The 26,868-nt window shown below is 46.3% G+C and carries 21 protein-coding genes and 1 pseudogene; 4 read left to right on the forward strand and 18 right to left on the reverse strand.

The genetic code is table 11. The features are described 5' to 3' along the window. Positions 1 to 98: 98 nt before the first annotated feature. The 6 genes from NYE29_RS06185 to NYE29_RS06210 form a co-directional block, all read right to left on the reverse strand. Positions 99 to 1,820 carry a helix-turn-helix domain-containing protein gene (locus NYE29_RS06185; protein ID WP_340894886.1) on the reverse strand — a complete coding sequence of 574 codons (1,722 nt, stop codon included), beginning with the start codon at positions 1,818 to 1,820 and terminating at the stop codon, positions 99 to 101. A gap of 30 nt (positions 1,821 to 1,850) precedes the next feature. Then, complete coding sequence (locus NYE29_RS06190; RefSeq protein WP_340894887.1) at positions 1,851 to 2,627, reverse strand: (2Fe-2S)-binding protein; 777 nt, start codon at positions 2,625 to 2,627, stop codon at positions 1,851 to 1,853. Position 2,628: 1 nt separating this feature from the next. After that, positions 2,629 to 3,705 (reverse strand): ABC transporter substrate-binding protein, encoded by a 1,077-nt coding sequence (locus NYE29_RS06195; protein ID WP_340894888.1) that lies wholly within the window; start codon positions 3,703 to 3,705, stop codon positions 2,629 to 2,631. Between the two features lie 260 nt (positions 3,706 to 3,965). After that, entirely contained in the window at positions 3,966 to 5,126 is a 1,161-nt protein-coding gene (locus NYE29_RS06200) for a cobalamin-independent methionine synthase II family protein (protein ID WP_340894889.1), read from the reverse strand. Positions 5,127 to 5,387: 261 nt separating this feature from the next. Further along, positions 5,388 to 6,392: a Fic family protein gene (locus NYE29_RS06205; protein ID WP_340894890.1), complete on the reverse strand. Its 1,005-nt coding sequence runs from the start codon at positions 6,390 to 6,392 to the stop codon at positions 5,388 to 5,390. A gap of 141 nt (positions 6,393 to 6,533) precedes the next feature. Beyond that, on the reverse strand, positions 6,534 to 7,265 hold the full coding sequence (locus tag NYE29_RS06210) for a CPBP family intramembrane glutamic endopeptidase (RefSeq protein ID WP_340894893.1): 732 nt from the start codon (positions 7,263 to 7,265) through the stop codon (positions 6,534 to 6,536). A gap of 149 nt (positions 7,266 to 7,414) precedes the next feature. Between NYE29_RS06210 and NYE29_RS06215 the strand changes: the two are divergent. Continuing rightward, positions 7,415 to 7,644 (forward strand): annotated as a pseudogene (locus NYE29_RS06215) (hypothetical protein); the annotation flags it as partial. Here NYE29_RS06215 and NYE29_RS06220 read toward each other — a convergent pair. Further along, positions 7,640 to 7,951, reverse strand: a complete 312-nt coding sequence (locus NYE29_RS06220; protein ID WP_038585821.1) for a YbjQ family protein — start codon at positions 7,949 to 7,951, stop codon at positions 7,640 to 7,642. The pseudogene NYE29_RS06215 and the gene NYE29_RS06220 overlap by 5 nt on opposite strands. Before the next feature lie 291 nt (positions 7,952 to 8,242). Between NYE29_RS06220 and NYE29_RS06225 the strand changes: the two genes are divergently transcribed. Continuing rightward, complete coding sequence (locus tag NYE29_RS06225; protein WP_340894897.1) at positions 8,243 to 8,977, forward strand: response regulator transcription factor; 735 nt, start codon at positions 8,243 to 8,245, stop codon at positions 8,975 to 8,977. Continuing rightward, the gene (locus NYE29_RS06230) at positions 8,974 to 10,713 is read left to right on the forward strand and encodes a sensor histidine kinase (RefSeq protein ID WP_340894900.1); all 1,740 of its coding nucleotides are present in this window, start codon (positions 8,974 to 8,976) and stop codon (positions 10,711 to 10,713) included. Before NYE29_RS06225 ends, NYE29_RS06230 begins: the two co-directional genes overlap by 4 nt. 305 nt (positions 10,714 to 11,018) lie before the next feature. Here the strand turns inward: NYE29_RS06230 and NYE29_RS06235 are convergent, their stop codons facing one another. The 5 genes from NYE29_RS06235 to NYE29_RS06255 form a co-directional block, all read right to left on the reverse strand. Continuing rightward, positions 11,019 to 13,433, reverse strand: coding sequence for a restriction endonuclease-like protein (locus tag NYE29_RS06235; protein WP_340894902.1), 2,415 nt, complete (start codon positions 13,431 to 13,433; stop codon positions 11,019 to 11,021). Further along, a complete protein-coding gene (locus tag NYE29_RS06240; protein WP_340894903.1) occupies positions 13,405 to 15,660 on the reverse strand; it encodes an MrcB family domain-containing protein in 2,256 nt (751 codons plus the stop codon). Before NYE29_RS06240 ends, NYE29_RS06235 begins: the two co-directional genes overlap by 29 nt. 50 nt (positions 15,661 to 15,710) lie before the next feature. Next, on the reverse strand, positions 15,711 to 16,034 hold the full coding sequence (locus tag NYE29_RS06245; RefSeq protein WP_340894905.1) for a nucleoside triphosphate pyrophosphohydrolase: 324 nt from the start codon (positions 16,032 to 16,034) through the stop codon (positions 15,711 to 15,713). A gap of 5 nt (positions 16,035 to 16,039) precedes the next feature. Next, positions 16,040 to 16,726, reverse strand: a complete 687-nt coding sequence (locus NYE29_RS06250) for a nuclease-related domain-containing protein (protein WP_340894907.1) — start codon at positions 16,724 to 16,726, stop codon at positions 16,040 to 16,042. Between the two features lie 147 nt (positions 16,727 to 16,873). Beyond that, positions 16,874 to 17,371 (reverse strand): hypothetical protein, encoded by a 498-nt coding sequence (locus NYE29_RS06255; protein WP_340894908.1) that lies wholly within the window; start codon positions 17,369 to 17,371, stop codon positions 16,874 to 16,876. 152 nt (positions 17,372 to 17,523) lie between these two features. Here NYE29_RS06255 and NYE29_RS06260 point away from each other — a divergent pair, with 152 nt between their 5' ends. Next, positions 17,524 to 17,772 carry a helix-turn-helix domain-containing protein gene (locus tag NYE29_RS06260; RefSeq protein ID WP_340894909.1) on the forward strand — a complete coding sequence of 83 codons (249 nt, stop codon included), beginning with the start codon at positions 17,524 to 17,526 and terminating at the stop codon, positions 17,770 to 17,772. A 281-nt stretch (positions 17,773 to 18,053) separates the two neighbouring features. On the opposite strand, the gene NYE29_RS06265 is transcribed toward NYE29_RS06260, so the two are convergent. The 6 genes from NYE29_RS06265 to NYE29_RS06290 form a co-directional block, all read right to left on the reverse strand. Continuing rightward, positions 18,054 to 20,321 (reverse strand): ATP-binding protein, encoded by a 2,268-nt coding sequence (locus NYE29_RS06265; protein WP_340894910.1) that lies wholly within the window; start codon positions 20,319 to 20,321, stop codon positions 18,054 to 18,056. Between the two features lie 8 nt (positions 20,322 to 20,329). After that, positions 20,330 to 21,547 (reverse strand): DNA cytosine methyltransferase, encoded by a 1,218-nt coding sequence (locus tag NYE29_RS06270; RefSeq protein WP_340899627.1) that lies wholly within the window; start codon positions 21,545 to 21,547, stop codon positions 20,330 to 20,332. A gap of 655 nt (positions 21,548 to 22,202) precedes the next feature. Next, positions 22,203 to 24,095, reverse strand: a complete 1,893-nt coding sequence (locus tag NYE29_RS06275; protein WP_340894912.1) for a DUF2075 domain-containing protein — start codon at positions 24,093 to 24,095, stop codon at positions 22,203 to 22,205. A gap of 20 nt (positions 24,096 to 24,115) precedes the next feature. Continuing rightward, positions 24,116 to 24,445 carry a MazG-like family protein gene (locus NYE29_RS06280; RefSeq protein ID WP_038585778.1) on the reverse strand — a complete coding sequence of 110 codons (330 nt, stop codon included), beginning with the start codon at positions 24,443 to 24,445 and terminating at the stop codon, positions 24,116 to 24,118. A 171-nt stretch (positions 24,446 to 24,616) separates the two neighbouring features. Continuing rightward, entirely contained in the window at positions 24,617 to 25,186 is a 570-nt protein-coding gene (locus NYE29_RS06285; protein WP_340894915.1) for an SF0329 family protein, read from the reverse strand. A 191-nt stretch (positions 25,187 to 25,377) separates the two neighbouring features. Next, entirely contained in the window at positions 25,378 to 26,751 is a 1,374-nt protein-coding gene (locus NYE29_RS06290) for a YecA family protein (RefSeq protein WP_340894918.1), read from the reverse strand. Between the last annotated feature and the right edge of the window lie 117 nt (positions 26,752 to 26,868).

The following is a 26,868-nucleotide window of genomic DNA, read 5'->3' on the forward strand; positions in this document are numbered from 1 at the left end:
TGAGAAGCTCAAAAACACCTGCCAATGACAGGTGCTTGTGAATGAATAACAAATTTATTCAGTGGCTCTGCACTAAGCTGAGGTTCCTTGGCTGCCGCTCAGGCCAGCAGGGCGCGGGCCACCTGATCCACAATGCAATTGATGCCTGTCGGTCCATAGCAGCCGATCCATGTAGCGGCATCCACCGGATATATATGCTGCCGCCTGTCTGCATCCAGCATGCCCCAGACGCTTTGCTCTGTCACAGATATTCCCTCCTGCATCATCTCGTTGCTAAGTAAAAAGTAGTGGTTAGCATGCACAGCCGGTAGTCTGTCGACTGAAATATGATAAGCCGTATCGGAGGTGTCTGCGACAAATAGCGGAGCAGGCAGACCAAGGTCCCGGTACAGCACGGCGCCTGTGCGATGAGAGGCAGTATGTACCCGAACCACTGACTCACGCGGACGGATCAGAGCCACGCTCTTACCCGCCAGTACCGGGGCAAGTTCTTCTGACAGTAATGCCGTCCGGCGAATGTAATCCGTAATAATACGTTCCGCCTCCGCACGCTTGCCCGTCAGTTCGCCGAACAGGCTCAGAATTCTCTGCCAGCTCTCATTACGCTTAAACATTATAGTTGGAGCAATCCGGCTTAAGCGTTCATAGTGCTGAGCATGCACCTCGGTACAGATAATCAAATCCGGCTGCAGCCGTTCCACAGCCTGCAGGTCCGGGTACTCATAGGTTCCGAGCATTTCCGTTGCCTTAAGCCTGTCCCTGATATATGGGGGGAAATTTAACGCTGCACTGCCCAACCCTACACTTCCTGCCGGTAGCATCTCAAGCGCAAGCAAATGGTCAGCATATTGAATGTCGAGTACGGCGATCCGCCGCGGAGAAGCGGTAACGCAATATTCGCCTCGCATATGGCATATCACCGGTCCCTGCAGCGACTCGTACGAGCAGGCCAAGCGGTCCGGCAGCCCGGAACAAGCGGAGAGCGCACCGGTCCCGGAAGCGGCAGTGCGCCTGTAGAGCTGTGGGGGAACTCCATAATACTTCTTGAACGCTCTGCTGAAGTAATACATGTCGTGGTAGCCTGTTCTTTCAGCGATTTCGCCGATGGGAGCGTCCGTATGACGCAGCATCCGCTCTGCATTCTCCATCCGCAGCTGGATCACATATTCCATCGGTCCGAGCAGCTTCTCCTGTTTGAACCGCCGCTGCAGCTGTCTCGCGCCGCAGCCGGCAAGCGCAGCCAGCTCTTTAAGCTTCAGCTCCTGACGATAATGCCCCGCTATATAGGCAGCGACAACATCCACCATGTCCGGCTCTGCACCGCCCCGGCCGCGTTCATGCTCCATAATAAGCTCATACAGCACTCCTTGCAGCAGCGCATTGGCATGGAAACGTTCCAGCCCCTCTCCCCGGCCCCATTTGGCTACGATCTTGTCCGCCGCCTGATGCAGCTCCGCCGGGAGCCCAGGATAGTGAACAAACGAAGTGCGCAGCGGGTGATTACGCTGCGGGAACAGAACATGGGCGGCTCCCGTCATAGGAATTGCCTTGTAGATAATAACGGTATAATGAATGTTTTCTGATCCGGCAGTCAAAGTAAAAGCTGATCCCTTGACAGCGTGACAAGCAAAAGAGGCCCGGATATGGCAAACCTCACCATTCATCACAAGCCCCCCTTCTCCGCCGCCTGCCAGCAGCAACAGATTGGCTGTCAATCCCGTTTCGCTCATAACACCGCCAGGCGGCAAAGTACCGCTGCGCACGTCAAGCGTCTTGATTGTCGTATCACTCCATAAACTTGCCTGCTCTTGCAGCGGCATTTCTCTCATCTCCTGACAATGCTTCTATTGTCATTTTAATTGAGATTGATTCTCATTGTCAATTTTCGGGCACTTTACGCAATATTCTCCTGACATCCGGTAATAAAAGCAGCAGGTGATGCGCTTGTTCTTCGCAACCTGAACCAGGTCATTGTTCTCTGTAAAACGGGTAAACGGATTCCGCCTTTCGCCAAACAGTTGCCCGGGGGCCATCCGGGTCAGGAACGTAAAATCTGCATGCATCCGCTGCCTTTCTTGTCTGGATTCGTCTGCTCCAGGAGAATACAGCGGAGCAATACGCACCATAATATTCTCCCAAAGCACCGCTATAGAGACGGGGCCAATGGCGGCAAGCGTCTGCAGCAGCGGTGCAAGTCTTACCGCAAAAATCTCCTCTACGACCTCTTGCCGCCACACTTCCCTGTCTTCCGGTGGCGATACTGCCCGAAGTCCGTTCAGCGCCAGGAAAGGAAAATGTGTATCCACTTTAAAAGCCGGGGAAGCCGGATGATAAAGGAAGCTGTTGTCCAGCGGGAAGGAGACTTCCCGATTATGAAAGGTCATAGCGGTCAGCAACGGCGCGATCCACAGATAGCCGATCCGCTTGGCCAGCATGGAAGCGGCAACCTGCATATCCGGCGCGCCGATATAATCCTTAAGCCAGCTTACATATTCACGGCAAGCAGCTTCTTCATGCAACTGGCTCAGGGCAATAGTACGGACGCTGCCTTTAGGCGGCTCGCCTAGCCACAGCCGGTATTCTTCCGCCATTTGCTTCCAGTAGACAGACGACAGATAGTTGTCCATTTCAATGCGATCCCAGCAGCGCTTCCGAGGCCTGATCTACGATAATGTTGAGAGCAATGGGACCATAGTAAGCGATCCAGAGCGTTGAATTCACGTTATATGCACGGTTATTCTTGACTGCATCAAGGGATTTCCAGACCGGACTGCCCGCCAGAGCCTCTGCCTCTTTGGCAAACAATTCATCCGACAGCAGGAAATAGTGATCTGCTCCGATATCAGCGACTCTCTCCATCGAAATTTCTACGGAGGTGTCATCTTTAATCTCCTGAACGAATGCAGGGACATTTAACCCCAAATCCTCATAAAGAATGCTTCCGGTCCGATGCTCGGGACCATGTACACGAATACCTTCCGGTCTCGGGCGAATCAGCGCTACCGTTTCGTCGCCCAGCTTCGCCGACAGCTTCTCCCGCAGTCCGACGATCTTGTCCTCGTAAGCCTGACGCACTACCTCCGCCTCCGCCTGCTTGCCTGTTATCGTACCGATGGTAGCCAACGTATCCCGCCAATCCTCGTAGAAGTCGAGTACTATTGTAGGCGCAATTTTACTGACGCTGTCATACACCTGCTCCTGAAAGTCGGTCATCAATATAAGATCCGGATTCAACGCCACAATAGCCTCAAGATTGGGCTCATCGCGTGTACCGAGGACCTTCACCTCACCCAGTTGGTCGCCTAAATATTCTGGAAACTTGGCGTCCTTCCCTCCAGCCACAACGCTGCCTGCCGGGTGCTCACCAATCGCTATCAATTGATCGACAAATTTCACATCAAGCGCAGCAATCACCTTCGGTTTCCCGGTCAGCGTATATTCGCCCTTCATGTGCTGGATGGTAACCGGGAAGGCTGCAGCAGCCTGCGCCTCCGGCGATGTCTGAGCCTGTGTTTCAGACGCTGGAGACGGCTCGGCTGAAGCTGCAGCAGACGACTGTGCGGCTGTGCCTGCATTGGTGCCTCCTCCAGTGCCGCAAGCCGTCAGCACAAGTACCAGTGCCAGCATCCATACCATTAATGGTCCACATTTTTGGGCGGCGTTTATCCTGCTGCCGGTTGCCTGCCTCTTTGTTACTCTGTTCATGCTGACTCCCCCTTTTGCATGATAATGATTTTCATTATCATATTATATAAAGCGAGTATAATCGATCCACACACTCCGTTTCCATGTACTTTTGCGACATTGCAGCCGGATTAATGCGACATTGTGTTCCATAGGAGCATGCTTCCTTTTACACAGTATCCCTTCGGGATTCCGATAATCCAATATAAAAAAGACTGCCGACAATATCTTCGACAGCCTTAAGGAAGGGGACCTGCTCCCCTCATTAACTAAGTTAAATATTAATTACCCCAATATTGCTGGGCAATCTGTTGTCCTTGTTTGATCTTCGCCCACTGTTCATCTTCCGTTAATTCATTGCCGCCATCACAGGACGCAAACCCGCATTGATGAGAAAGTAATAATCTATCCTTATCAATAATTTTCGAGGCTTCATCAAGCATTTGAACTACACGGGTCTCATCGTCAAGCGTATTGGTCTTAGAAGACAACAATCCAAGTACAATTTCTGTATCAGGCTTATCTTTGAACACCGCAAGCGCCTCAAGGGAGCCTGCACGGTCATCATCCCATTCCAGGAAAAAGCGGTCGTACTTAAGCTGCTTCAAGAACAGATTAGCAATTTTGGCATAGGAGCCGCCACCCATATTACGGGAATCATAGTTACCGCGGCAGTTATGAGTCCACATTCTCAGGCCTAAGCTATGACCATAATCAATGATTGTATTGTTAATGTCAATAAATTCTGTAGCTAGAGCCTGTACTTCCTCTTGATTGATATTCTCACCGGTATATGGAGAGTTCGGGTTATCATCTGCAAATAGCTCCCATAAGCAATCGTCGAATTGCAGGATTTGTCCTCCGGCAGCAGCAAAATCCGCAACAAATTCCTTATAAGCCTTAACCAGACCGTCTTTAAGCTCATGTCTGTCCTTATAAACCGCTTCTGTGCCGCCAATGTTATCCGACCACGATAACTCACCAAAAATATGGGATGGAGAAGGTACGCACAGCTTGGTTTCCCGGTCGCCCGCAAGGGCTTGAAGCTTCTTAAATACATCAATAAAATGATGGTTCTTTCCACCTAATTCACCTGTGATGCGCAAACCAATATCTTTTCGAGTCTCATATTTTGAAGCCCCATCTGTATCTCTGAAAAAATATCCATGATCCGCTATATAGCGGCTAATTCCTTGGAAGCCCCAGACAAAATCCAAATGCCACATAGATTTAGAATGTTCTCCATCCGTAAGAATGGACAAACCATTATTAATTTCTTTATCGACTACAGCCTGAATCGCCTCAGCTTCACACTGCTCATACCCTTGAAAATCCTGGTAGAAGGGGTAGCTGATATCATCCCGATGTTCAATCTGCTGTTTATATTCTAATAAATTCGACGGACGCAACAGGCTGCCTACGATTTGAAATCTATTGCACATGTAAAATCCTCCTCTATTCTCACACATCTCTTTCTCTTGTGTTTAAATTCTAGCATGGAGGACTTAGAGGTACGTAACACTTAAAAATGATATCTGGTTATAGTCAAAAAGTATAATGAGTGTCTTAGCTTTCTAAGGTTATCAAATAAATAGCTATTATAGCCTTCTTAAAGGCGAACTATATAAACAACAACCCGAACTTAGAAAAGTTCGGGTATCATAACCAATACCGCAACGGATTCCACATGCCTTGAGCGGTTATCACGGAAGACGCTTCAATTCCGGAAAGAAATAAGCAACCTCCGCTTCATATCTGTCCTGTGCCGACAGGCAGGTGTCCAGCAAATATCCTTTTTCCGAAGAGTACTCCTTCAGGCCGCGGTAATAAAACAGCTTATACTCATGGTCGATGATAAAGGGGAGTATACCATTTTTCAAACATTCCTTGAACAGGATGATCCTGCCGACACGACCGTTTCCGTCCTGAAAAGGGTGGATGCTTTCAAATTCATGATGGAAGTCTACGATGTCCTCAAACGAAATTCCGGGTTTTTGGTGATACATGGTGAGCAGCTTCCCCATCGCGCTTGCCACTTTTCCCGGAGCAGTTGTTTTCATATCTCCTACCACATTGGGCCTGGCTTTGTAATCCCCCACGCGGAACCAGTCTTTTCTTTCATCTGAAGTATTTCTTTTTAAGATTCTATGGAATTCCTTGATCATTTCTTCGGATAAGTCCTCATGTGCAAGGTTCAACATATAGTCAAAGCAGGCGAAGTGGTTTACCGTTTCAATAATATCGTCAACACTTGCTGTTTCTTCAGGTTCTACGTTTATTGTGTTGGTTTCAAAAATATATCGTGTCTGATCCTCAGATAACCGACTGCCTTCGATCCGGTTGGAGTTATAGGCAAGCTTAATTTGGGTCTGATGGTACAGCCCTCCTTTAAGCCCCATCTTCATTTCTTCCTGTAAGAGCTCTATTAATGTTTCATATTTCATCCACATTTCTCCCAGTAAATTCAGAATGATTCCATGAATCTTAACAGTCAAAATAGCCTTACCTATTGTTATTATTATACCATTCTCTATTGTAAAATATGCAGTTGTGCAAGATTCTGTCTGAGCTTCTCCACATCCGCAAATTCCGCGAGTTGGATTGAACTCCTTGTAAATTTGAGCCATTGGAGACTCCGCATATTTCTCGTCAATTAAAGGCTTTTTAAATTGTGCCTCCGGATTATCCCAGCCAAATTGTTCATGCAAGCCATATAGATAAATTCTCCCTGCACGCCCGACGATGATGAGCACTACATCTATGCTAAAACGCTACGATCATAGACAGCCACGGTCGCGCGCAGCTGACCGAGCTGTTTGTCTCTGCCACGATGTCTCAAGAAATTAGATCTATAGCGTAGAATAGTAGAGAAGATTGAGGCCGTTATACACGATATGCACCACGACCCCGGGCCAGATGGAACCCGTCTTGCGGAACAGTATACCATTCAGGATGCCGACCATGAATGCGTCGAACAGGATGACGTTGAATCCATGAACGACGCCGAAGATCGCAGCGCTGCCAACCACGCCGGCCCATGCTCCGTAACGGTTCAGCGCATTGGCAATAACGCCACGGAATACAAACTCCTCGCCGAGCGGCGTGAGGATAGCGCCAGTGATAAGCAGAACGAAGAGTGAGAGCGCGCCACCTTGCGCTGCCGTCTGGAAGTCCGCTTGGTTGTTCAGCTCGGTGATGAAGTGAAAATACACCCCCTCTATAACGAAGCATCCGCCGAACGCGACAACACCGAGGGCGGCTCCCACAAGCAGCCATTTCCGTTCGATCGCCCGGAAACCGAAAGCGCGCAGATCGCGAACCCGCAGGGCGTAGGCTGCGAACAAGGCGGCGAGGCCAACGAGACCATTGCCTACACCCCCGATGTTAATTCGGAAGATGGCCTGCTCGTCAGGGATTTGCGACATCCAAAGACCGAGCATAACAATGCCGATCAGATAGAGACCCAGTGCAGTTAGGGTCTCTGGCCAGCCAGGTCGGGCTTGGGGCATAGTGGACGTGGAAGAGCTAATTACCTCCATGAGTTCCTTTTCAGTTTCAGACAATTTTTGAACATTTTTCACGGGTGTACACCTCTTTGCATCGTTATGCGTAGATAACGACTTATTTAGTATATAAGTTGATACGCTAGAGATTTCAGAGATTATCGGCAGAACGGAACGAACGGTCTATAAATATTTGCGGCTGACGAAGGAACAGCAAGAACAACTGAAGCAGACCATCGTATCACCTATACGCTAGCTCGGTGGATGAAGTCAGGCAACAAGCCTTCACAGAAGTAACTTTTCCTACTTTGAAAAAAGGTTAATGGACGAGAAAATCGCTCACTTGCTCTTCAAAGATGAGTCGATGATCCGCGATTACCAAGCGCTTCAGCATACGTGGTTTCTCAAAGGCAAGCAACGTGTCATCCAGACAACAGGCAAACATCGTGGTGTTAAACGATCACGGCCGTCCCGCTTACGGCAACCATCAGCATGCCATCGCGAATGACTTCATAATCAATGTCGACTCCGACAATCGTATTAGCTCCCATCCCTGAAGCTTTCTGAGTCATCTCAGCAAATGCCGTATCTCTCGCTTCCTGAAGCTTGCCTTCGTAAGCGCCCGAACGCCCCCCTACGAGGTCGGTAATCGAAGCCTTAAAGTCTCTGAATACGTTGGCTCCTATAATGACTTCACCGGTGGCAATGCCCAGATACTGCCTTATCGGGGAACCTTCAATAGTTGATGTAGTGGTTATAATCATAAATTATCCTCCTCAATTGGCCTGGCTATAGGGTAATACTTTTGTTGCTGTTTTCCGCTTCAGGCCCCAACCGGCCTTTTTCGGATGACATGAATACAACAAGAGCGGCGGTGACTAGGGACGATCTTCTCATAAACCAATCCTTTGTATGTTCGAATAGCTTTCTCACCCCTATCCTACCAGCCCCAATGAAACAGAACCTAAACGGATAGACAAACATCAGCTTAATTTCACTCCCGCCGTTTAGGTTCTGTTAAAGTGATTATGCTACTATGGAAATGGGTGAAAACAATGACAAATCTATCCGATTTTAAAATCGCAATCGTCGACGACGAGCCTTCGATTGTCACGATGCTGCAAATGGTGCTTCGCAGGGAAGGGTTTCATCAGCTGTACACGGCCTCCACCTGTGCGGAAGCTCTCGATTTAGCGAAGCGTGAAGCCCCCGATATCCTCCTGCTCGACATCATGCTCCCCGACGGCAGCGGCCTGGAGCTCTGCTCCAAGCTCCGCAAATACGGGAATCCGCATATTTTGTTTCTGACGGCCAAGGCTTCCGATCTCGATGTCCTGCGAGGCTTCGCTATGGGCGGGGACGATTATATCACGAAGCCCTTCAATCCTCTGGAGGTGGCCGCAAGAATTCAGGCACGCATACGCCGACTGGAGCCAGAAACCTCGACGTCCAGTCCGGCGAAACGGCCCGATCCGGGGATTTATCGGTTTGGCCGCTTCACCGTCAACGAGGTGGAGGGCGAACTAATCGTGGAGGGACAGCCAGTTCCTTGCCCCGCGCAGGAATTCCAGCTGCTGCTGCACTTCTGTAAGTTTCCCGGCATCGTATTTTCCAAAACACAGCTCTACGACAAGGTTTGGGGGATCAACGGACAGGGCGATGATTCGACGGTAATGGTGCATATCCGGCGCATCCGAGAGCGGATCGAGATCGACCCCGGTAATCCGAAGCTGCTGCTTACCGTACGCGGGCTTGGCTACAAGCTGGTGAAGGAGCCGCAGGAGCGATGAAGATCCAACAGCGCATGGCCTTCCACTTCACGTATCAATTGATTTTTTATGCCCTGCTTATGGTGGCTATTACTCTGGTTGCCTGCATCTTGTTTTTCCAGAACATGACGAGTAATGAGATACGCCGGAACTTTCCGGTTGGCGTCCTGCAGCAGATCGCTCAAGAAGCTCATTACAAGGACGGGACGATTCAGATCTCCCCCGAGTGGGACAAGCTCATCGAGGAAAAAGGCATGTGGCTACAGGTTGTCAGTGCCGAAGGAGAGGTGATCTACGCCGTCAATACAACTCCGCATCATACGCTGCCGGCCTCCTACTCCATCGCTCAACTGCTCGATATCCAAGAGACACGGACGTTTGGGACGTATGCCGTACACACTCAGCTTAATTTTGCTTTTCAAGACCCGCTTCTGTATATGCTGGGCTATCCTAGTCCTGACCTTGACCAGCTCGTTGCCTGGTTTCATGCCTACGGGCAGGATGGGATCGTGCGTAGCGAAGCGGTTTCCCACTTGGACCAGCGGCTGCGCAAAACCGGCAGCTATCTGCAGGTGATCGACCCCGAGAGCCATATCGTACAAGGCATCGGCGATGGAGCATACGTGCAGAAGGCGTATCGACAGCTGGATATCCTGGCCATCCAGCAATCGCCCGGCAACTATGACACGAATATTGTCGCCCATCGGGACAAGCTGAGCGGAATGACGTGGATTCTCTATACACCCCATGCAGCGGGAGCCCCTCTGAAGCATCCTGTGATGGAAAAGGCAACGCGTGGACTCGTCCGGATTACAGTTCTGATCCTGCTCTTGGCGCTGCCGATCTCCATCTGGCATGGCTACCGCTACGGTCAGCCGCTGATTCTGTTCGCAGGCTGGTTCGAACGTATGGGCCGGGGACAGTACGACCAGGTACTGACCGCCAAGGACATGCGCAAGGTATTCCGCCGCAACGGCATGATGCGCATCCGCTACAGGCTCTATAAGGAAGTGATTGAATCCTTCTATCAGATGACTCATCAATTGGCTCAGATCGAGAAGGAACGCGAGAGGCTGGAAAAGGCGCAAGCGGAGTGGATGTCAGGGATTTCCCACGATCTGCGCACGCCACTGGCCACAATTCAAGGTTATGGGTATATGCTGGAGAGCTTGCCTGAGCAATGGAGCCAGGAGGAGATGCGCATCATGGGCTCGACGATCCGGGAAAAGGGGGATTATATGCTGGAGCTGATCTCCGACTTCTCATTGATTCATCAGCTCAAGCAGGGCGATTCGATCATGAAGTTTCGGGAGATCGACTTGGTTGAGCTGGTGCGCTGCTCCGTACTGAAGTACGTCAACGACGCCATGATGTCTGAGTATCAGTTTCACTATGTTGGGGAGGATTGTCCCTTGCTGATACAGGCCGATGAAACCTGGCTGATGCGGTTGATGGACAATTTGCTGTCCAACGCCGTGAAGCATAACCCGCCTGGCGTGATTGTCAACGTCTATGTCGGCAGGATGAACGACAAGGCATGCATACGAGTAATCGATAATGGCAAAGGGATGGACGAGGAAACGCTGCATCATTTGTTCAATCGCTACTACCGGGGAACGAATTCCGATGAATCGACGGAAGGATCCGGGCTCGGGATGAGCATCGCCAAAACCATCGTGGAAGCGCATAGCGGCGAAATCCAGGTAAAATCCAAAGTGTGGCAAGGCACGATAATTGAGATCTTATTGCCCAACTGAGCGTTTGGCTGGGAATGATTCTTCCCTGTGTAAACGCTCAGCTGAGCAAAATCAGGACACCGCTCTTTCTCATCTCTAGGGGGAGACTGATCTGTAAGCATAATTGTAAGCGGCCCCCCCACCCATAAGCACGTATAATATCAAAAAAACTGCAGTCTCCAGTATGTACTCCCAACATTGAACACGATTCCACATGTGTGGAGTAAGCAGAGTCAACACATACAACAACAAATTAACGGGAACGTGCAGCCATCACGGTAATCAGGAAGCTGCTGATTATCATGATGATTTGGCCTCCCGTTACTTCAAATATTCCGAACCTCCACAACCCTCCCTAAATCCACATACTGCTCATGATCCAGTTTCACCTTTACTTTACCCCTGCGGCGTTTCTCACGCCATTCGCGAATATCTTCCTCCGTTTCTAAACGGAGCTCTGCAATCTCCAAGGCCCGGTCCAGGATATACTTACTGGTATAGAGCACCGTATAAATCCCTTGTCCTCCCAGCAAGACAGGCGCCGCTAACTGCTGCCAGGCCTCAATCGTGAAGCGTATATACAGCTCTTCTTCTGTACCCGGGCGAGAAGGAACCTCCTTGATCTCCTTACGCCGCAGCACCTTCCAATCGGCTACTTTCCCAACCCAATGAATCCCCGTTTTCGCAGGATCATAGAATTTTTTTCTGGATTGGCACATTGCCACGTATTCGATCTGAGTGAGGATCTTTACATCTGAAAGATTTTTTAATGGCATATGATAAAAAGATTTCTGCAACGCCACCTCCACTTGCTCCGGTCCGCGCACAGAACCGACCAGCACATTCTTGCCCGCAAGCTGATTGGCATAGTATTCTCTCGTCCCCCGTGGACGTGTGGAGCGCTCAAAAGCTTTTTCCGGACTATCCCGGATAATCTCATCCAGGAATTGCTCCACCAAGCTTGTAGAATTCGGTAAGAATGGTAACGCGCCGATATTTAATAGCTCAATGCTTTTGTAAAAGTGGTGGGCTTTGTACCGCTCCTCATCCGGATAGGGAAACAACACATACGCCCCAAACATGCTTCGCTCATATTCCCCTGAGCCTTTTTCCTGATACACAATCGCGTCCCGATAGCGGTGCATCGTGTTGATGTCATCCTCTTCCGGCCCAGGCTGTCCATACGTCCGATGATAGGAAGTCCCCTCATAGGCAGGGTTTAAGCGATACTTGGCATCGAAGACATACTTGTACTCTTTGATTGTGCCCGCATCCTTCTTCTTCAGGGTTAGCACATTATCCGGGCGCTGATTAAGCGTTGGAGTCTTGTCCGTTCCAGGAATCGCATTATAATACAGGATGAACTGCTCCCCGTTGACCGGATTCTCATAGACCATCTTGGCGCTCTGCGAGCGATCCAGCGTAACAAAAATACCGTTCCGATTCACCTTAATAATATCCTGCTTCACCAGCTTATACTTCTGCCCCAGGAGCTGATTCAGCTTCAAGAAGCACCAATACTCATAGAGCTGAGCAACATCCTTCATAGATAAGCGGAACAGGTCGCCTTGGATAGACAGGCCTTTAAGCAGCATCAGATAACAGCGATAGACCTCGCGGTATCCAGGGGCCATCTGCAGCACAAGCGTAACGGACATCTGCTTCAGCACTCCAGCCTCACGCAAGAAATCCATCTTGAGCACCCGCTCTAGCTGAGTGAGCATGGCGTCTAACCTTTTGATAAGTAATGGATCTGGGGTTCGGCTGTTCATCTTCCAGCGACCCTTGAGCTCCTTCAGCTTCCCATGAATACGTTCCAGCATCCAGCGGATGAACCGATTCTCATTAGTATCATAAGCGAGCCGTTTACGTGTCTCTATTAAATGTGTAGCTGTATAATTCCGGCTGCCGATTGTTAAGAATCCATGGTTCGTATCTTCTCTCAATCGTTCGGGATGTTTCGTGAGCTCGCGGATATTCTCTCTCCCTGCTTTTTTGACCCGATTGGCATCCACTAGTCGGCGATCCTGGAGCAGCGCGTAATTAGGATTCTTGTTAATCCGCTCGACGGCATCCAAGAGCTGTCTAAAGACATGCTGTAGTATGGTGAAGAACTCCGTCAGGCTCTGATGCTGCGTCTCCCGCAGGCCTGTTAGTTGGTAGGTTCGGCGCAAAAAATCAAAGGCCAAATTATAAATCTGCGCGTTTACTTCATTCAAAATATTCTGGTAATCCAGCTTGTAATCCATCTTGGAGGGGAAAATCTCCATTTCTACCCGCAGTAAAGTCTGTCCCGCGCTTCGGACCTCCCACTCCGTCAAACCAACCTCATTCCCAAAGTTCAGAACACCCGCAAGAATAGAGTCCCCTAGAGGCTTAACCGCCTGTCGCAGCAGCACATTCTCATGATAAAAAGAAAGGCTATCCGCGCACTTGTTCTGGATAACCAGTTCATACGACTGTGTCTCATAAAAACAAGGAAAAACAGACTCCCCCGGCTGCCACTCCACCATCCCGCCCAGCTCAGGTGAAAAGACTTTGATCTGCACATTACCCAGCCGTTCGGAGCAATCTAGCCCAAGCTGTGCACTCACCCACTCCTGACTAGAGGAACGATGGAGCTGCAATGTCTCTACAGTAGGATGATAGGGCCGCCCCTGCACATAAAGCGTAAAAAGCTCCGTTTCGATACGGAGCAACTCGGCCGCCCCATTAAGAGAGCCAGAATGAGGTAAATCCATCTTCCTCCAGCCTCCTGAGCATAAAAGCCAATTTACGAGCAGTTTGCGGATGTTTGGCCGTAGGCGGAGTTTGGCCAGCAGCCCATTTCATATAGAGTGGTGTAGCATCCTCTTTGAGTTCTTCAATATTTACCGTCACGCCAGCACCACTACCAATAGCACCCTTAATCAAGCTCAACAGGACTCGGCGAACCGAGGAGTGGCTCCCTTGGATGCGCGGCAGTATCTTTTGCAGCAGCTGCCAGTCAAAAGCTTCTTCCTCACTCATCAGCTTGTACCGATCGTTATAAATCATATAAAAGCAAATCGCATCCCGCACCCGGAAGCCCACATGAGCATGAATATCCTCAAGCAAGGCATTGATCTTAACCAATCTTTCTGTCGTCCGGACAACGAGCTCTTTGTTGACATCATAGGCATCAACTAGCTGCAAATAATCGGAGCGCAGGAAAAGATGATTCAGTTCGGCAGCGTCAAAGCTATCACTAGCCTCTACCTGCTCACCCAAATCGGGATACTGCTCTAGATTGATGTAATTGAATTCTAGCGTGTTGGCACGGTCGAGTACTTTTTTGCTAAAAGGATGTGTGGTCTCGTCCATGTTCACTGTCCCGATCAAGAACACATTCTCCGGGATGCCAAGACTGCCATACTCCTCTTGATCCTCAAGCGTATCCAGCAAGGTAGGCGAGATAAGGTCCTGCGTCGTAATCCTTCCCTCCCGCCACTCCTGTGTTTCCATAACACTTAACAGATCACTGAAATAATGCTCGACCCGTGCCAAATTCATCTCATCCAGGCAGATAAAATAAGGCTTATGCTGATTCTCCGGCTGCCGCGCCTCCACGAACACCTTCGTAATCGGACCCGGTTGGAACCTGCCCGAGAGGTCCTTGTACCCCAGCAGATCCGCAGGATCACTCCAATCCGGCCGGACTGGGATCAAGGTAAACTGACAATTATCCCGCGTTGCTCCAAGGGCCTCTGCAAAGAGCTTCACCAGCCGTGTCTTCCCCGTGCCGGATATACCTGCCAGGATGACAAAGGGCTTGGCCTTCAGTGAGAGGTAGAAGTTCTCGATGAGGTGCTCAGAGAAAAAGAAGCCTTGGCGGCGGATGTGGGATTGGATTTGTTGGAGGAATGAGGGGATTTCGGCGTCGTCAATTGGCTCAGGTACCGATTCTATGTACTCTGTCACTGGCTCTACCTCCAAGGTGCTTGCCGTTTCATTAAGTATGTGATCTTCAACATAGATTCGATAATCTTCTATTACGTTCTGTAGGTCCTTTACCAATTGCTCATCTGACGGCACCTTACCACGTTCATACTTTATATATGCAACCGTGGATGCCTGATAATCATTCCCTCGGCCATGGCCCAGGAGCTGAATGTTTTCGTCCTTATTCATATTTGCGAGAGGAATGAGCTCACGAATTTCTTGGGTTTTATTGCGTAGATAGGCATACTTGTCCTTGCTCCCCTTCTCCTTCGGTGCAGTTGTTACTCCTTGGGCAAGTGTTAGATACACGGCACTCATATTTTCGGCAAATAGATAGACGACATATTCACCGCTTTGAGTGGTACTAGTAATTCGTTTATCTAATATAGAAAACCAAGGCACATCTGCCCATTTCCCCTGTCCAATGGAGCCTTGAATCTTATAGTGCTCCTCATTCAGGAAAGGCAACGCCCTTAGCTCAGAAGGAATCGTCTTTCTCAATAAAGTGCCCAATGAATGATCTTTAAAGGGTTCTCTTTTGGCATGAACATATTGGGCCATAATATTCTCTAGGTGATTTTTCAGAGAAAATTGTTGCATTGCATTATTATACTTATGTAGTTCTTCTTTTGCTAGGTTCTCCAACTGGCGTAGGCCAGCCTCCCCGAGTTGATTCTTTATCTCAGAATAAAAACCAATCGAATTATCTTCTGTATCAACAAATATAACCTCTGAAAGAACCTTAACAGGTGTCGTTAAAATAGAATTAAGCTGCCCTTTCATTATTTCATTCCATCGGGCGTGATAGCGAATAGGTGTCTCATCTACTCTATGCCCAAGATCTTGTTGCTGTATATAATAACCAAGAAATCGATTCTTCACTTTATCATAAGAAGCTCTCTCCTGATTGGTAGTCTTCAGCTCTTCAATTAAGGATAAGATGAGCACCATCTTGTATGATTTTTGTTTTCTCCTAAAAATTTGAGTAATAGATTCTGGTAATGACATGTTGATCCTCCAATAAGAATGTATGATTACAGTAGTTACTTAAAGCTTGATTACTCCGTTACTTCAACTAGAAAATTGCGCTCTTTAAAGCCTCCTCGTTCCTCTGCTTTCTTAGCACGTACCTTCTCTAAATCTTCTGGAAGGGCCTTATGTATTTGAGCAAGAGCATGGACCACTTCAAGAATATCGGCCAGTTCTTCCACCCCCTCTGCGTCATCAGCAGCTCGGGTATACTCTTCTACCTCTTCTCGAAGCTTTCTTTTTAATTCGGAAATATAAGATTCTTTCTCTAACGTTATGCAATTGTAGTCCTTACCGGACCTTCGGATAATTTCAGGGATTTTGTCACGAACAAGTTTGTTGTAGATCGGCATTAAAATCAGCTCCTGTTCTTGATTTTATCCACATGAAGCTTACGAATCTCAATATCGGTGATATTAGCCTGAACCAAATGATCATATATGGTCTGGGCCTGAGTTGCAGAAATAAGAGGTCCAGGAGTTCCCGCTTTTAAACTAATCAGCTTCCTAGAGATAAACTCACTTAGTTCCACATCATAGACAACCAGTTCGTCCGAGTAGATCTTCCGAAGCTCTGGGTCAATACTGAACCTACATCTCATAGTGAATGAAACCATAGAAATGAATTTCACTGCAGCTACACCTTTTAAAAGACTCTCAATAGCCTTTATGTGGCCATAGTTTTGCTTCAGCGGATTATACATCTTGTAACGGTTGCTCACGGACCATTGCTGATCCGTCCTCCCGCCTTTAATTTCCCCATTGTAGTTTTTCGTCTCGATGACAAATAAGCAATACGGGGAAATAACAACATGATCAATCTGAGTGTAGCCTGTTCGAGATTTGGCATTAGGGAGCATTAGATCACTTAACGATTTACACTCCTTAGGTAGCTGATCCAGTTGGATATTGATTTTATGCTCGCCTAACTCTCCAATTCGTGTGGGAGCAACTTTGGGCTTCGGCTTTGGAGCTTGTGCCTTACGTACAGCCTGTGGCGGCTTAGTGTCGGATTTCTTGAAGAGAGACAATAGCGCTTTAAACATAGCAAAACCTCGTATCATCTAGATTTACAATATTTATGGTTATTCGACAATATGGGAATGTATTCCTTCCAAACATGCACACAAGAAAAAAGGACTGTCGCATGGACAGCCCAAAAATAAAGTATGTGTATGCTATCTGATTCCATCTTACTCCGATAGAACTGAAGGGGCAGTAAAGGCATTTGCAAGTTGCATGCCATCCTTTAGTCCTTGTAGATATAGACGTTCATAAAGAACGGCTTGCTTCGATTGAAGCTTGTCCTCCCAGTACTCAAACTCTGGCATAAGTGCAATGTCCATGGAGTCAAACAACGCTTGAAAAGCTTTGCTCTCTTCTTCAAAAGCATGTCTAGGCTCGGACTGATGTTCGATCTGTGCGGTTACCTCATTCAATCGACCTTGAATCGTTTGTATAAACCATGCTGGAAAACTCACCACATCCCCTCCAAGACAGAAGTTCACACGAAATGACGCTGAATGTCCACTTTTTTCTTGATACATACGATTGATGAGTTCGTCTACCTTACGGCTCTGGGCCTGAACCGCTTCATTACTGCTCAGCGGAATTCCCTGTTCCAGTAATTTCTGCCCAAGTTCATTCAGCTTGCGCTTCTCCTCCTCATATTTGTGCATCAGATGCTGCATTACACCCCCTCCTTCCTGGAAAAGCTATGTTTGTAGACGATGTACAGCAATTTTAATGCGTTTATCGGTTTATTTTATTTTAATTCGATATTCGCATTAAAACAATACTTGCCTCGCATACAATTTGGTTAATATTGTGAGGTGACACGGAAATGAGACATCGCAAAGAACCCCCAGGTGACAAAAACATCATCGGGACCCGAGTTGTAGCTATTCGAAAGGCTAAGCGAATGAAGCAAAAGGATTTCCTCGCCAGGTTGCAAACCTTCGGCCTAGACATCAGCCCGACCAGTTTATCACGATTGGAAGGTCAATATAGGCTCGTACAGGATTATGAGGTGGTTGCTATTGCAAAAGCGCTGGAGGTTTCTGTTGGGGAGTTGCTGGGGGAGGATGGGTAGTATAGTCGAGGGGAAGAATAAAATCGGAATTTAAAATTTTAATTCTCTACTTTTACTTTATTAATGATAAGGTTCACCGCGATAGCTGAAGCGGCAAGTTTTTACTGATAATTATCTTTGATGCACTATACCAGCAAGATGTTCTTTTACGACTTCAAACACAAGATCGCCTTATGCTACTTTAGAAGCTACATAAGGCGAATTCTTAAGAGTATAAACGATTTGTTTATTTAACAGAACATAAAAAACAGCCAAATTAAGTGAACTTAATTATTCCATTTCTAATTATTAGGCTCCATTGGAAGCATTAAACAAGCTATTAAGAACGGTTTGGTTGCTTCCCAATAATCTATTATATCCTCAGGAATACGTCTTTCGTGATGCATATAAAGGTTAAGCAGATCAATTACCGAGCTTTTTTTCATACCGTTCTGAGAATCATCCAAATCTTTTAAATCAATAAAATTACTAAATTCCTTGGCCAACTTGTCCGACAATGGTGTATCGTTCGCAAACGACATTGTACTAGCCTTATCAGCTGGAAGTTTGTTTTTTAATCTATTGAACACATTATTTACATTAGTCGCTAACCCATTTTCCTTATAAATTATGTCTGAGTAGAAAGTACATGCTTTTCTACAACATAATTCGATTAAAATACGAAAAAGTGAAACCATTGCAATTTTATTTTTGGTAAAATCAAGATTATTAAGTTCAATTATGGTATCTTGTATTTTTTTTGATAACTCCCCTGTAGAAAAATTAAAAACTCTATATTCATTTTCTGTAAAACTAAATTGTTGTTGGGCCTTTATCTTAACTGTGTAGTTCTGATTTGCCGGTTTAACATAGGAAACACTTGGATCTACTACTAAAAATCTAATGTCAGCGATTGAAGACCTACTATACTGATCAGTTGCAATGTAACACAGTACATATTCTCCAGGAGTATTAATATCCAAAGCTACTCCTTTGTGCCTGATAGTTACTGGAAGTTTCTTGTCAGAATAGTCTATAGCCTCTACAAAGTCATTTGGGTTAAAGAAGGTTTGTATGTTTAATACAACAATTCCCTTTTCGGCACCATTCTTTTTAATTAGTTTTGGTTTTCTTAATTCAGCGATTGGAGCTTCCGTTACTATTATGGACTCTCCGGCTGCTGGTTCAGGCGCTCCTCCTGTTGCTGGCTCAGGCGTTCCTCCTACTGCTGGCCCAGGCGCTCCTCCGGCTGCTGGTTCAGGCGCTCCTCCTGCTGCTGGCCCAGGCGCTCCTCCTGCTGCTGGCCCAGGCGCTCCTCCTGCTGCTGGCCCAGGCGCTCCTCCGGCTGCTGGTTCAGGCGCTCCTCCGGCTGCTGGCCCAGGCGCTCCTCCGGCTGCTGGCCCAGGCGCTCCTCCGGCTGCTGGCTCAGGCACTCCTCCCGCTGCTGGTTCAGGTGCTCCTCCCGCTGCTAGCCCAGGCGCTCCTCCGGCTGCTGGCTCAGGCGTTTCTCCTGCTGCTGGCTCAAGCACTCCTCCCGCTGCGTTTCCTTGTTTCTCATTAATTGCCTTTTGCTCTTTTTTTCTTTCCCTAATTAGCTCTTTAGTATTGTTATCTATAAGTTTTCGTATGTTATTTTTCTTAAGCCACTCAATAAAAGCCTCTTCAAACTCAATATACTCCTGAGAATCACTAATAATCTCTGTTTTTGTTACATTAGATTTAAAATTTTCTAAGTGTATCTCTCCAACTAACAGACGCATTTCTGGATGCCGATCTAATCCAATCCACGTAGCATAATTGAGAAGTCTACCATTTAGATAAAGATGGAATCCATTGTCCGTTTTTGATGTCGTTGATTTCTCAGGAGACTTAGACACTCCAACCCATCCGTTTACATTGCATTTTTGTCCGTTCATATTTGTCACCGAGAAATCAAATTCCTTCTTCCAATACGGATCAAATATGTATGCATTAACTAAATCCCCATTTACTTTTAACTCCAATTCTTTATTTTGTATAAAACTTGAAAATGTTTTAGAAAAGTGATTTATCACATTTTCCATATCACTTTTGTAACGCGGACGCCCTAACCTAGAGAGTGTGATTACTGTTCCCTTATCAAAAGGCTTATCAATTTCGAAGACAGTGATATCCCATGTGCTTGATGAATGAGAGTAAAAATCACTTAAGTCGTCATATGTATTTTCCAGCTTGACATATAAAGCCGTGTCCATTTCAGCCTCACATGTTGTGATCTCCAGGCAATTTCCTAAGAATGCAGAAGCAGTCTTTAATCCAAATCCATAGCCACCCACAGCAGTACCTAATGCTTTTTTACTCTCAGCAGGGGTTAGTGCTTGAACTAAAGAAGGCAGGTCCATACCACTCGATGTATCAGATACAATGATTTTATCTTCAAACAATTCTACATTCACTGAGGTGACGGCTTGCCTTGCGTCTATAGAATTATCAACAAACTCAGCGATGGCCCTACCAATAGTTAAGTTCTGATTCCCCATTGTCCAAAAAAGTTTTGAAGAGATAGGGAGTTGAACGTCATAGTTCTTCATCCGAATAGTCACTTCCTGTAATTTAATTCTTTAATTAGGACTAAAATCTTTGTAGCAACGGCTTTCGCCATCAAAGGTGGCACAGCATTCCCAACTAATCTAAAACCATGCCATTTTGTCTCGTGAAAAACCATCCAATCAGGAAAACTCATCAGCCTGGCAGCTTCTCTGACCGTGATTACTCTGGGTTGTTTATAATGGATCGGTCTTAATGCGGTATAAGATCCTTTATCACTTTTAGTCCCTGCCCTAATCGTAGGGGACAAACCATTCGCATTTAGTTTTTTCCTGCGACTTGTATGAGATTCACCTTCTTTCAATTTAAGGAACTCATTATATATTCTTTTTTCATGTTTGGTTCTTTTAGTATTAGTGAGTGTACTTCTATCCCAGTCTGGTCTTGGTGTTGAATAGTCGTCATTTTTCACAACTATTCTTCTCATTGTCTGGGCGTATTCAGAAATGTAGTAAATACCAAATTCTTTGTTTTTAATAGTGTCACCATCTATTAATTTTGGATACAAGTTAGGGTTTGGAAGATCGCTTATTGCGTCGGCAACAGTTGGACAATAAGACAATTCATCTAAATTCCTACTAGAATGATTTTTGTACATTTCATCATACTTATATCTCACATCAGACGGCTTAATATGAGTAGGATCAGGATATCCTACTAAATGGTTCAAATCGGATCGAACTCCCAAAACAAATAGTCTTTCTCTATTCTGAGGAACACCAAAATCAGCAGCATTTAACACTCTTACAGGCATGGTTATTGAATAAAAAGAAGATAGCTTATTTATAAAATCTCGAAGTACATCACCTGATTTAAATGAGAGTAAACCTTTTACGTTCTCCATCACAAAAAATCGTGGCATTATCTCTAGAACAACTCGCGCATATTCTAGCAGTAATTCATTTCTCACATCATCAAGCGCACGCTTTCCGGCTAGAGAGAATCCTTGACAGGGAGGTCCGCCAATTACTATATCAACCTCTCCCTTTTCCGCTTCAACAGACTTCAGTAACATTTCGCCAGTTACCTCAGTAATGTCCCTTTCTATAACCTCACATTCAGGAAAATTTTTTTTGTGGGCCTCGCTAGCAAACTTGTCCAGTTCTACGGCACATTTGACATTGAAACCAGCCATTTCAAATCCTAATGATAAACCACCTGCACCTGAGAATAAATCAATTGCTATCGGCTTTGACGTATTAATAATGATACACCTCTATACTAAGTTCTAAGTTGTTTTAGTTTTTTGTAACAATTAATCCATGTGTTAGTGTATAGTTCGACATCATTATATAAATTCCCTTTTATTTTAAGGAAATTGACTTCACAACATCTATTTATGGATAGGCTCTCCAATGTTATTCATGTCATTCCTCGATCAGTCATACTTCTGCTGGTAACACTCATCTCATGAAGCATCCTATTGACAAAATCATATTGGTTTCCAGGCATGAGTTTCATCAAATGGGGGTATTCTCTAAACTCAACAAAGACTATTCGGATTGCAATTAGCGAGGACGGGATCGCATTGACTGAATACCTACCGGATAACCAGACCTGCTTTGAGGTGAGGAAAACGGGCAACAAAGCCGTCATCTATAACACAGCGCTTGTCAAGAAGTGACTGGAATCTTTGACCTCAATTTCAGCGACCGGACAGCATTTCATTTAGCGATATTTCCTACATGCAGACGGAGGAAGAGAAAGCCCTCCAGTTGTTGCTTCAATTTGCTCCAGGACATGTAATCCCCTCCATAACAAAACAGAGGAATGGCTTGTTGGCTCAGGGTTTACCCCGCTCCAATCAGCCTTTCCTCAATTTTTTCAAATCAATAATATAACTCTCCATCGCCCCTCAATCGCCCTTACCCCGAAATTATCGCCGAACTTTGGATAGCCAATCGCCTCTGCAAATACGCCTTCAAATGAGGATCAACACAGTAGATATAGCATCCCTTCGTTCCCCGGGTCATTAACGTCCTGTAGGTGTTTCGTATAATTTGATCGGCCATTCGGAGCGCCTCGTCCTTATCTTTCTTATACAAGGTCTTGAAGCCTGACAGAGACTTATCCGTTTTTGCACGTTTGAACGGATCGGTGACGATACGGTTATTTTCAAAACGCATATCTTCGCCAATAATAACTCCGACATAGTCAAATTCAAGGCCCTGTGAAGTATGTATGCAGCCCACTTGTTCGATGGATTCAGGGTCGATCGCCCAGGTCGTCGTATTGTTAAGGTTCCAGCTCATGAAAAACTGATACTGATCTAATTGAATGTCATGAACGCCAGGATTGTTCTTTCCATCCGTCTTCCAATCCCAGCAGTATCCGGCAAGCATTCTTGCCTTATTATTCATCTGATTTTTGCTGAAGATTTCGTCCCGTAATTCATTCGGGTCATCATAGAGTCGAATATCATAGTCGAAATCGAACCCATCTGCGTTAGCCGTTTCACGGATATCGAGTACATCATCGAGCCATGCCAGATATCCATCAGAGCCATTGCACCGGAATTGAGAAGCCAATGTCAGCTCCGTAATATCCGCATCCATTTGTTCAGCATAATGTCTAATCTGCTCTTTGCTGCCAACATCATGCATCGCGATCTTCTGATATTCATCGATGAAAAATACAGAAAACCGGGCAGCGCGGATAATCTCCATGGTTTGATTAATCCCTTTATTCTTGAACAGGCCCGACTTTTCATTTAAGCGATGCGCCTCGTCAACAATCAAGCAACCGAATTCATCGGGCAATGCTTCATAGTAAACGCCTGATCCCTTAAACAAGTTATCTATGACCGATTTTTTCACGTTTTGCTGTAGCTTTTTCATGTATACGGCACGAGGCGCACTATTCTTGGTTACATATTGGCAGACTAGCTCCCGTGCCGTAAGCTCTACCAAAAGATTAATTCCGAGAACTGACTTACCTGTCCCTGGTCCGCCTTCGACAATCAGGACCTGTTTCTTTCCCGACTGAGCCTGCTGCGCCAATCTTAACGCTTCCTCATATACTACCTTCTGATCATCTATCATGATGAATTCTTGATTTCCCTGCAGCATGCTGACGAGTGAATCCTGCAGCGATTTAGAGGGTTTAATTTTGCCATGTTCAATGAGGTACAGCGATTTGCTTCTATCCGTTTTTTTGATGTAGGTTGAGATAAACCCTCTTAACTTTAGAACATCCCCCTTTGAAAAGATAGGAGCTTCCTCAATGTATTGATTGTAGACAGGATGCAATAGAGGGTCGTTATCGATCCGTATATAGTTATGTAAATAAGCACAAGGATAGAGCTGGACCGCTTCGTTCTGCACAGTCTCGTTATATTCGCTAATTAGCCTGGCATAAGACCATGCCTGAAAAGAAGGATGCGCCGTTTTAGTCTTTGTTCCTTTATAGCGGGTTTTAACAAGACCATCTGCATCCTCAACCGTTTCAACTTCATCCCACTGCTTAAGTTCAATGATAACGACGGAGTATTGATCCTTTTCATTCAAGCCTGTAATCATGAAGTCTACTCTTCTCGAGGTCGCTGGAATTTTATATTCAATCGCGATGCCTACGTCATCTGGAATAGTAGATGTGTTTAATACTTTATATAAATAATTCATGGAATTGTTCCATGAATTGATTTCACCCGGAGAAACCCTGCCGACTTTTTGCACGTACTGGTGATGAATCTTTACCGCAATGGTATCTTCGGTTACATCATTCATAAATTGCTGCTTGGTCGATTCATAGATAATCATGGTGCTTCTCCCCTATCCGTTCACTGCCGCGTACTTTTTTGCGAGCTTCCCTTGAAACGGGATACCGGATATTTCTCCGCATTTTTGTTTATTTTCTGAAGGATGGCATCCTTTACGTCGATATTTAAATCATGAACGAGCGTTAGCGTGTAGATGAGAATGTCAGCGATTTCGTCCTGCATGTCGGAAAAATTTTGCTCTATGGCTTGCTGACTGTTCTTCCATTGGAAGAGTTCCAGCAGTTCGCTCGACTCCAACGAGATGGAGAGAGCCAGATCTTTGGGATCATGGAATTTCTTCCAGTCCCTTTCGTCGCGGAATTGGATGATTTTCTCGATTAGTTCGTCCATTTGTAGCACCTCATCATGTTGATCTAATTCAATCTTTAATACTTGCATTGCACAATAATGATAGCCCAATCCTCAATGTAAATCCACGAAATTCCTACAAGTTAAACAGAAAAAGATTCCTGTTATCAGAAGGCCCTTATTAAATCACACAGCTGATTATGGCTTTGCCCCCTACAACCCACCACGCCGCAGCTCATAAAACCACCGCACCACCGGGTGCTTCAACTCCATCTTCTCGGCCATACCCAAGATCCGCTTCTTCCCAACCCTTCTGTCCACCAAAGCCAATATATTCAATACCATATCGCTGCTCTCCAAGCTCTCCTCTATAGGAGTAGTCAGAAACTGATTAGCCACCACGATAAAATTCGATTTACTTAATGCAGCCTGTGCTGACAAAAGCTCTTTTGCATGTTCTGTACTTTTTCTGCTTCGGGCCATTACTATTAGGCGATCCTCCGGCACTGGCCCCTTGGTAGCTTGTCTGATCGCTTCAATGTCGTCATTGGTGATAGTAATCTGGATATCCGGATCATTCTTAATTTCCAGCTCTGTTTGATACCATCTGATAGTGTTCGTTTTATCACTCATATTGAGTACGTTCTTTTTATCTACCGAGATATAACAAATCCCTGATTTATCAGGCAGATAACGGTAACCTGGTGCGCGGTATTCTACCCTTCCATTTAACGCAGGACAGAGAAAGCCCTCCAGTTGTTGCTTCAATTTGCTCCAGGACATGTGATCCCCTCCATATAAAAACAGAGGAAAGGCTTGCTGGCTCCGGGTTGGTCACCCTCTCCATTCAGCCGATCCTCAATCATTTCACTTCAATTTTCTGTTTAAGCCAAACGCCGCCCGCGCACAGCTTTATTTCTCTCGAAATGGCAATTCCGAGCCTGAATAACATTCAAGCGTATACACCAATTTCATCACCCAACAAACGGACTCTCAGGCAACCCTAGCGCTATACGTAAAAGGGCCAAATTGGATAATTCCGGATTGATCCGGTATTGCTCATACTCTCTTCTCCTAACGAGTATTTCGGCACTTTCTGCGGGAGCTTTCTCTTGTGCATCGCGATACCATTGCAATAGCATGGGTAGATTCCCGTAAGCAGTAACTTCTTGATCAGAGAGATTCTTTTCTGTTATTATATTGTATCCTTTTAGGACAAGCTCTTTAGGGATCTGTTTAACTTCTTTTCGTTCATTAACCTGAGTCAGACCGACGGCCGTAGACAACTTCGAGGCCAACAGTTCCAGCGTAGCTTCCAGTTCAGCGCTTTGCCAACCAGTGACGGTTACCCCCTGTTTACCGATCACAATATTCCCCAAATCATTCGAGATCTGGATTTCGTCCAAGCTAAGCTGCTCCCGACGATCCGCTGGTATTGTGCCTAATAGCCCGTCCAGCTTGTCTGCCCGGCTAATTACGGTTATATCCTCTGCAGGATCTGTCCCCGGCGCTAGAATATATTTGTCCCCAATGTCCAATAGCATTGTCTCCAGCAGCTCGGGCAACTCGCAAGTATATTCGCGCGTTACAAAAATTTGCTCCCTCATGGCCTCCAGATTACTAACCGGCTTTTCACTTCTATTATTAATTCTGTTGCACAAATCAAGCATCTCCGGATAGTTGCCGGCCATTATGTCCGCAGGAGACATCTCCTGTTCTGAAGCCTTTGCTCTTTCTACTTGCAACTGCTCTATTCGGGTCATTACCTCGGATGCTACATCAGGGTGGCCCCACATAAATACTCCATGGATACACCAATCCTCTACATACGGCTCAATCATTCCGATAGATACGGTCCAAGGAGGAAGCTTAATCATCGTTTCACAGTACGGCATCCGATACCTTTCTTGGGTCCAGATGTCCTCAAGGATCGCACCTTGCTCATATTGGTCCACCAACTGATAGCAGGAAACCTTCATATTTCTCCATCTTTCAAGCATCTCCCGGTCTTCCCCGAAATACCTCTGGCCCCTCTCTTCCACAAACCAGTCTATTCCGCGCAAACCGTTATCATATGCACGAAAGAAATACGCCCACATGTTTCCGGCTCCATCTCTGTAATAGCTTAAAGTAGAATCGAAGGGTTTGATTTTTTGATGATCGAAGCTCCATTCCCCGCCTTGCTTTTGAGCCAGAAAGGAATACAGGTCATTGGTCAATTTAAATTTCCGGTCAAAAAAATGCCGCGCCTTCGCCTGCACCGTCTGATCCTCCGACTGCTTAAGTAAACAGCATTGCTTGTACTTTTTCCCGCTTCCACAAGGACAAGGGTCATTTCTTCCTATCATGTCACACACTCCTCGGGAGTTTATATATTCACCTCACCTGTCCACACATCTTCAACCACGGATTTCCTTTTTAGTAGAGAGGGGATTAGCTATAGTCATGTCCTTTACGTCGTTTAT

It is taken from the genome of Paenibacillus sp. FSL M7-1046 (assembly GCF_038007405.1).
Classification (GTDB): Bacteria; Bacillota; Bacilli; order Paenibacillales; family Paenibacillaceae; genus Paenibacillus_AQ.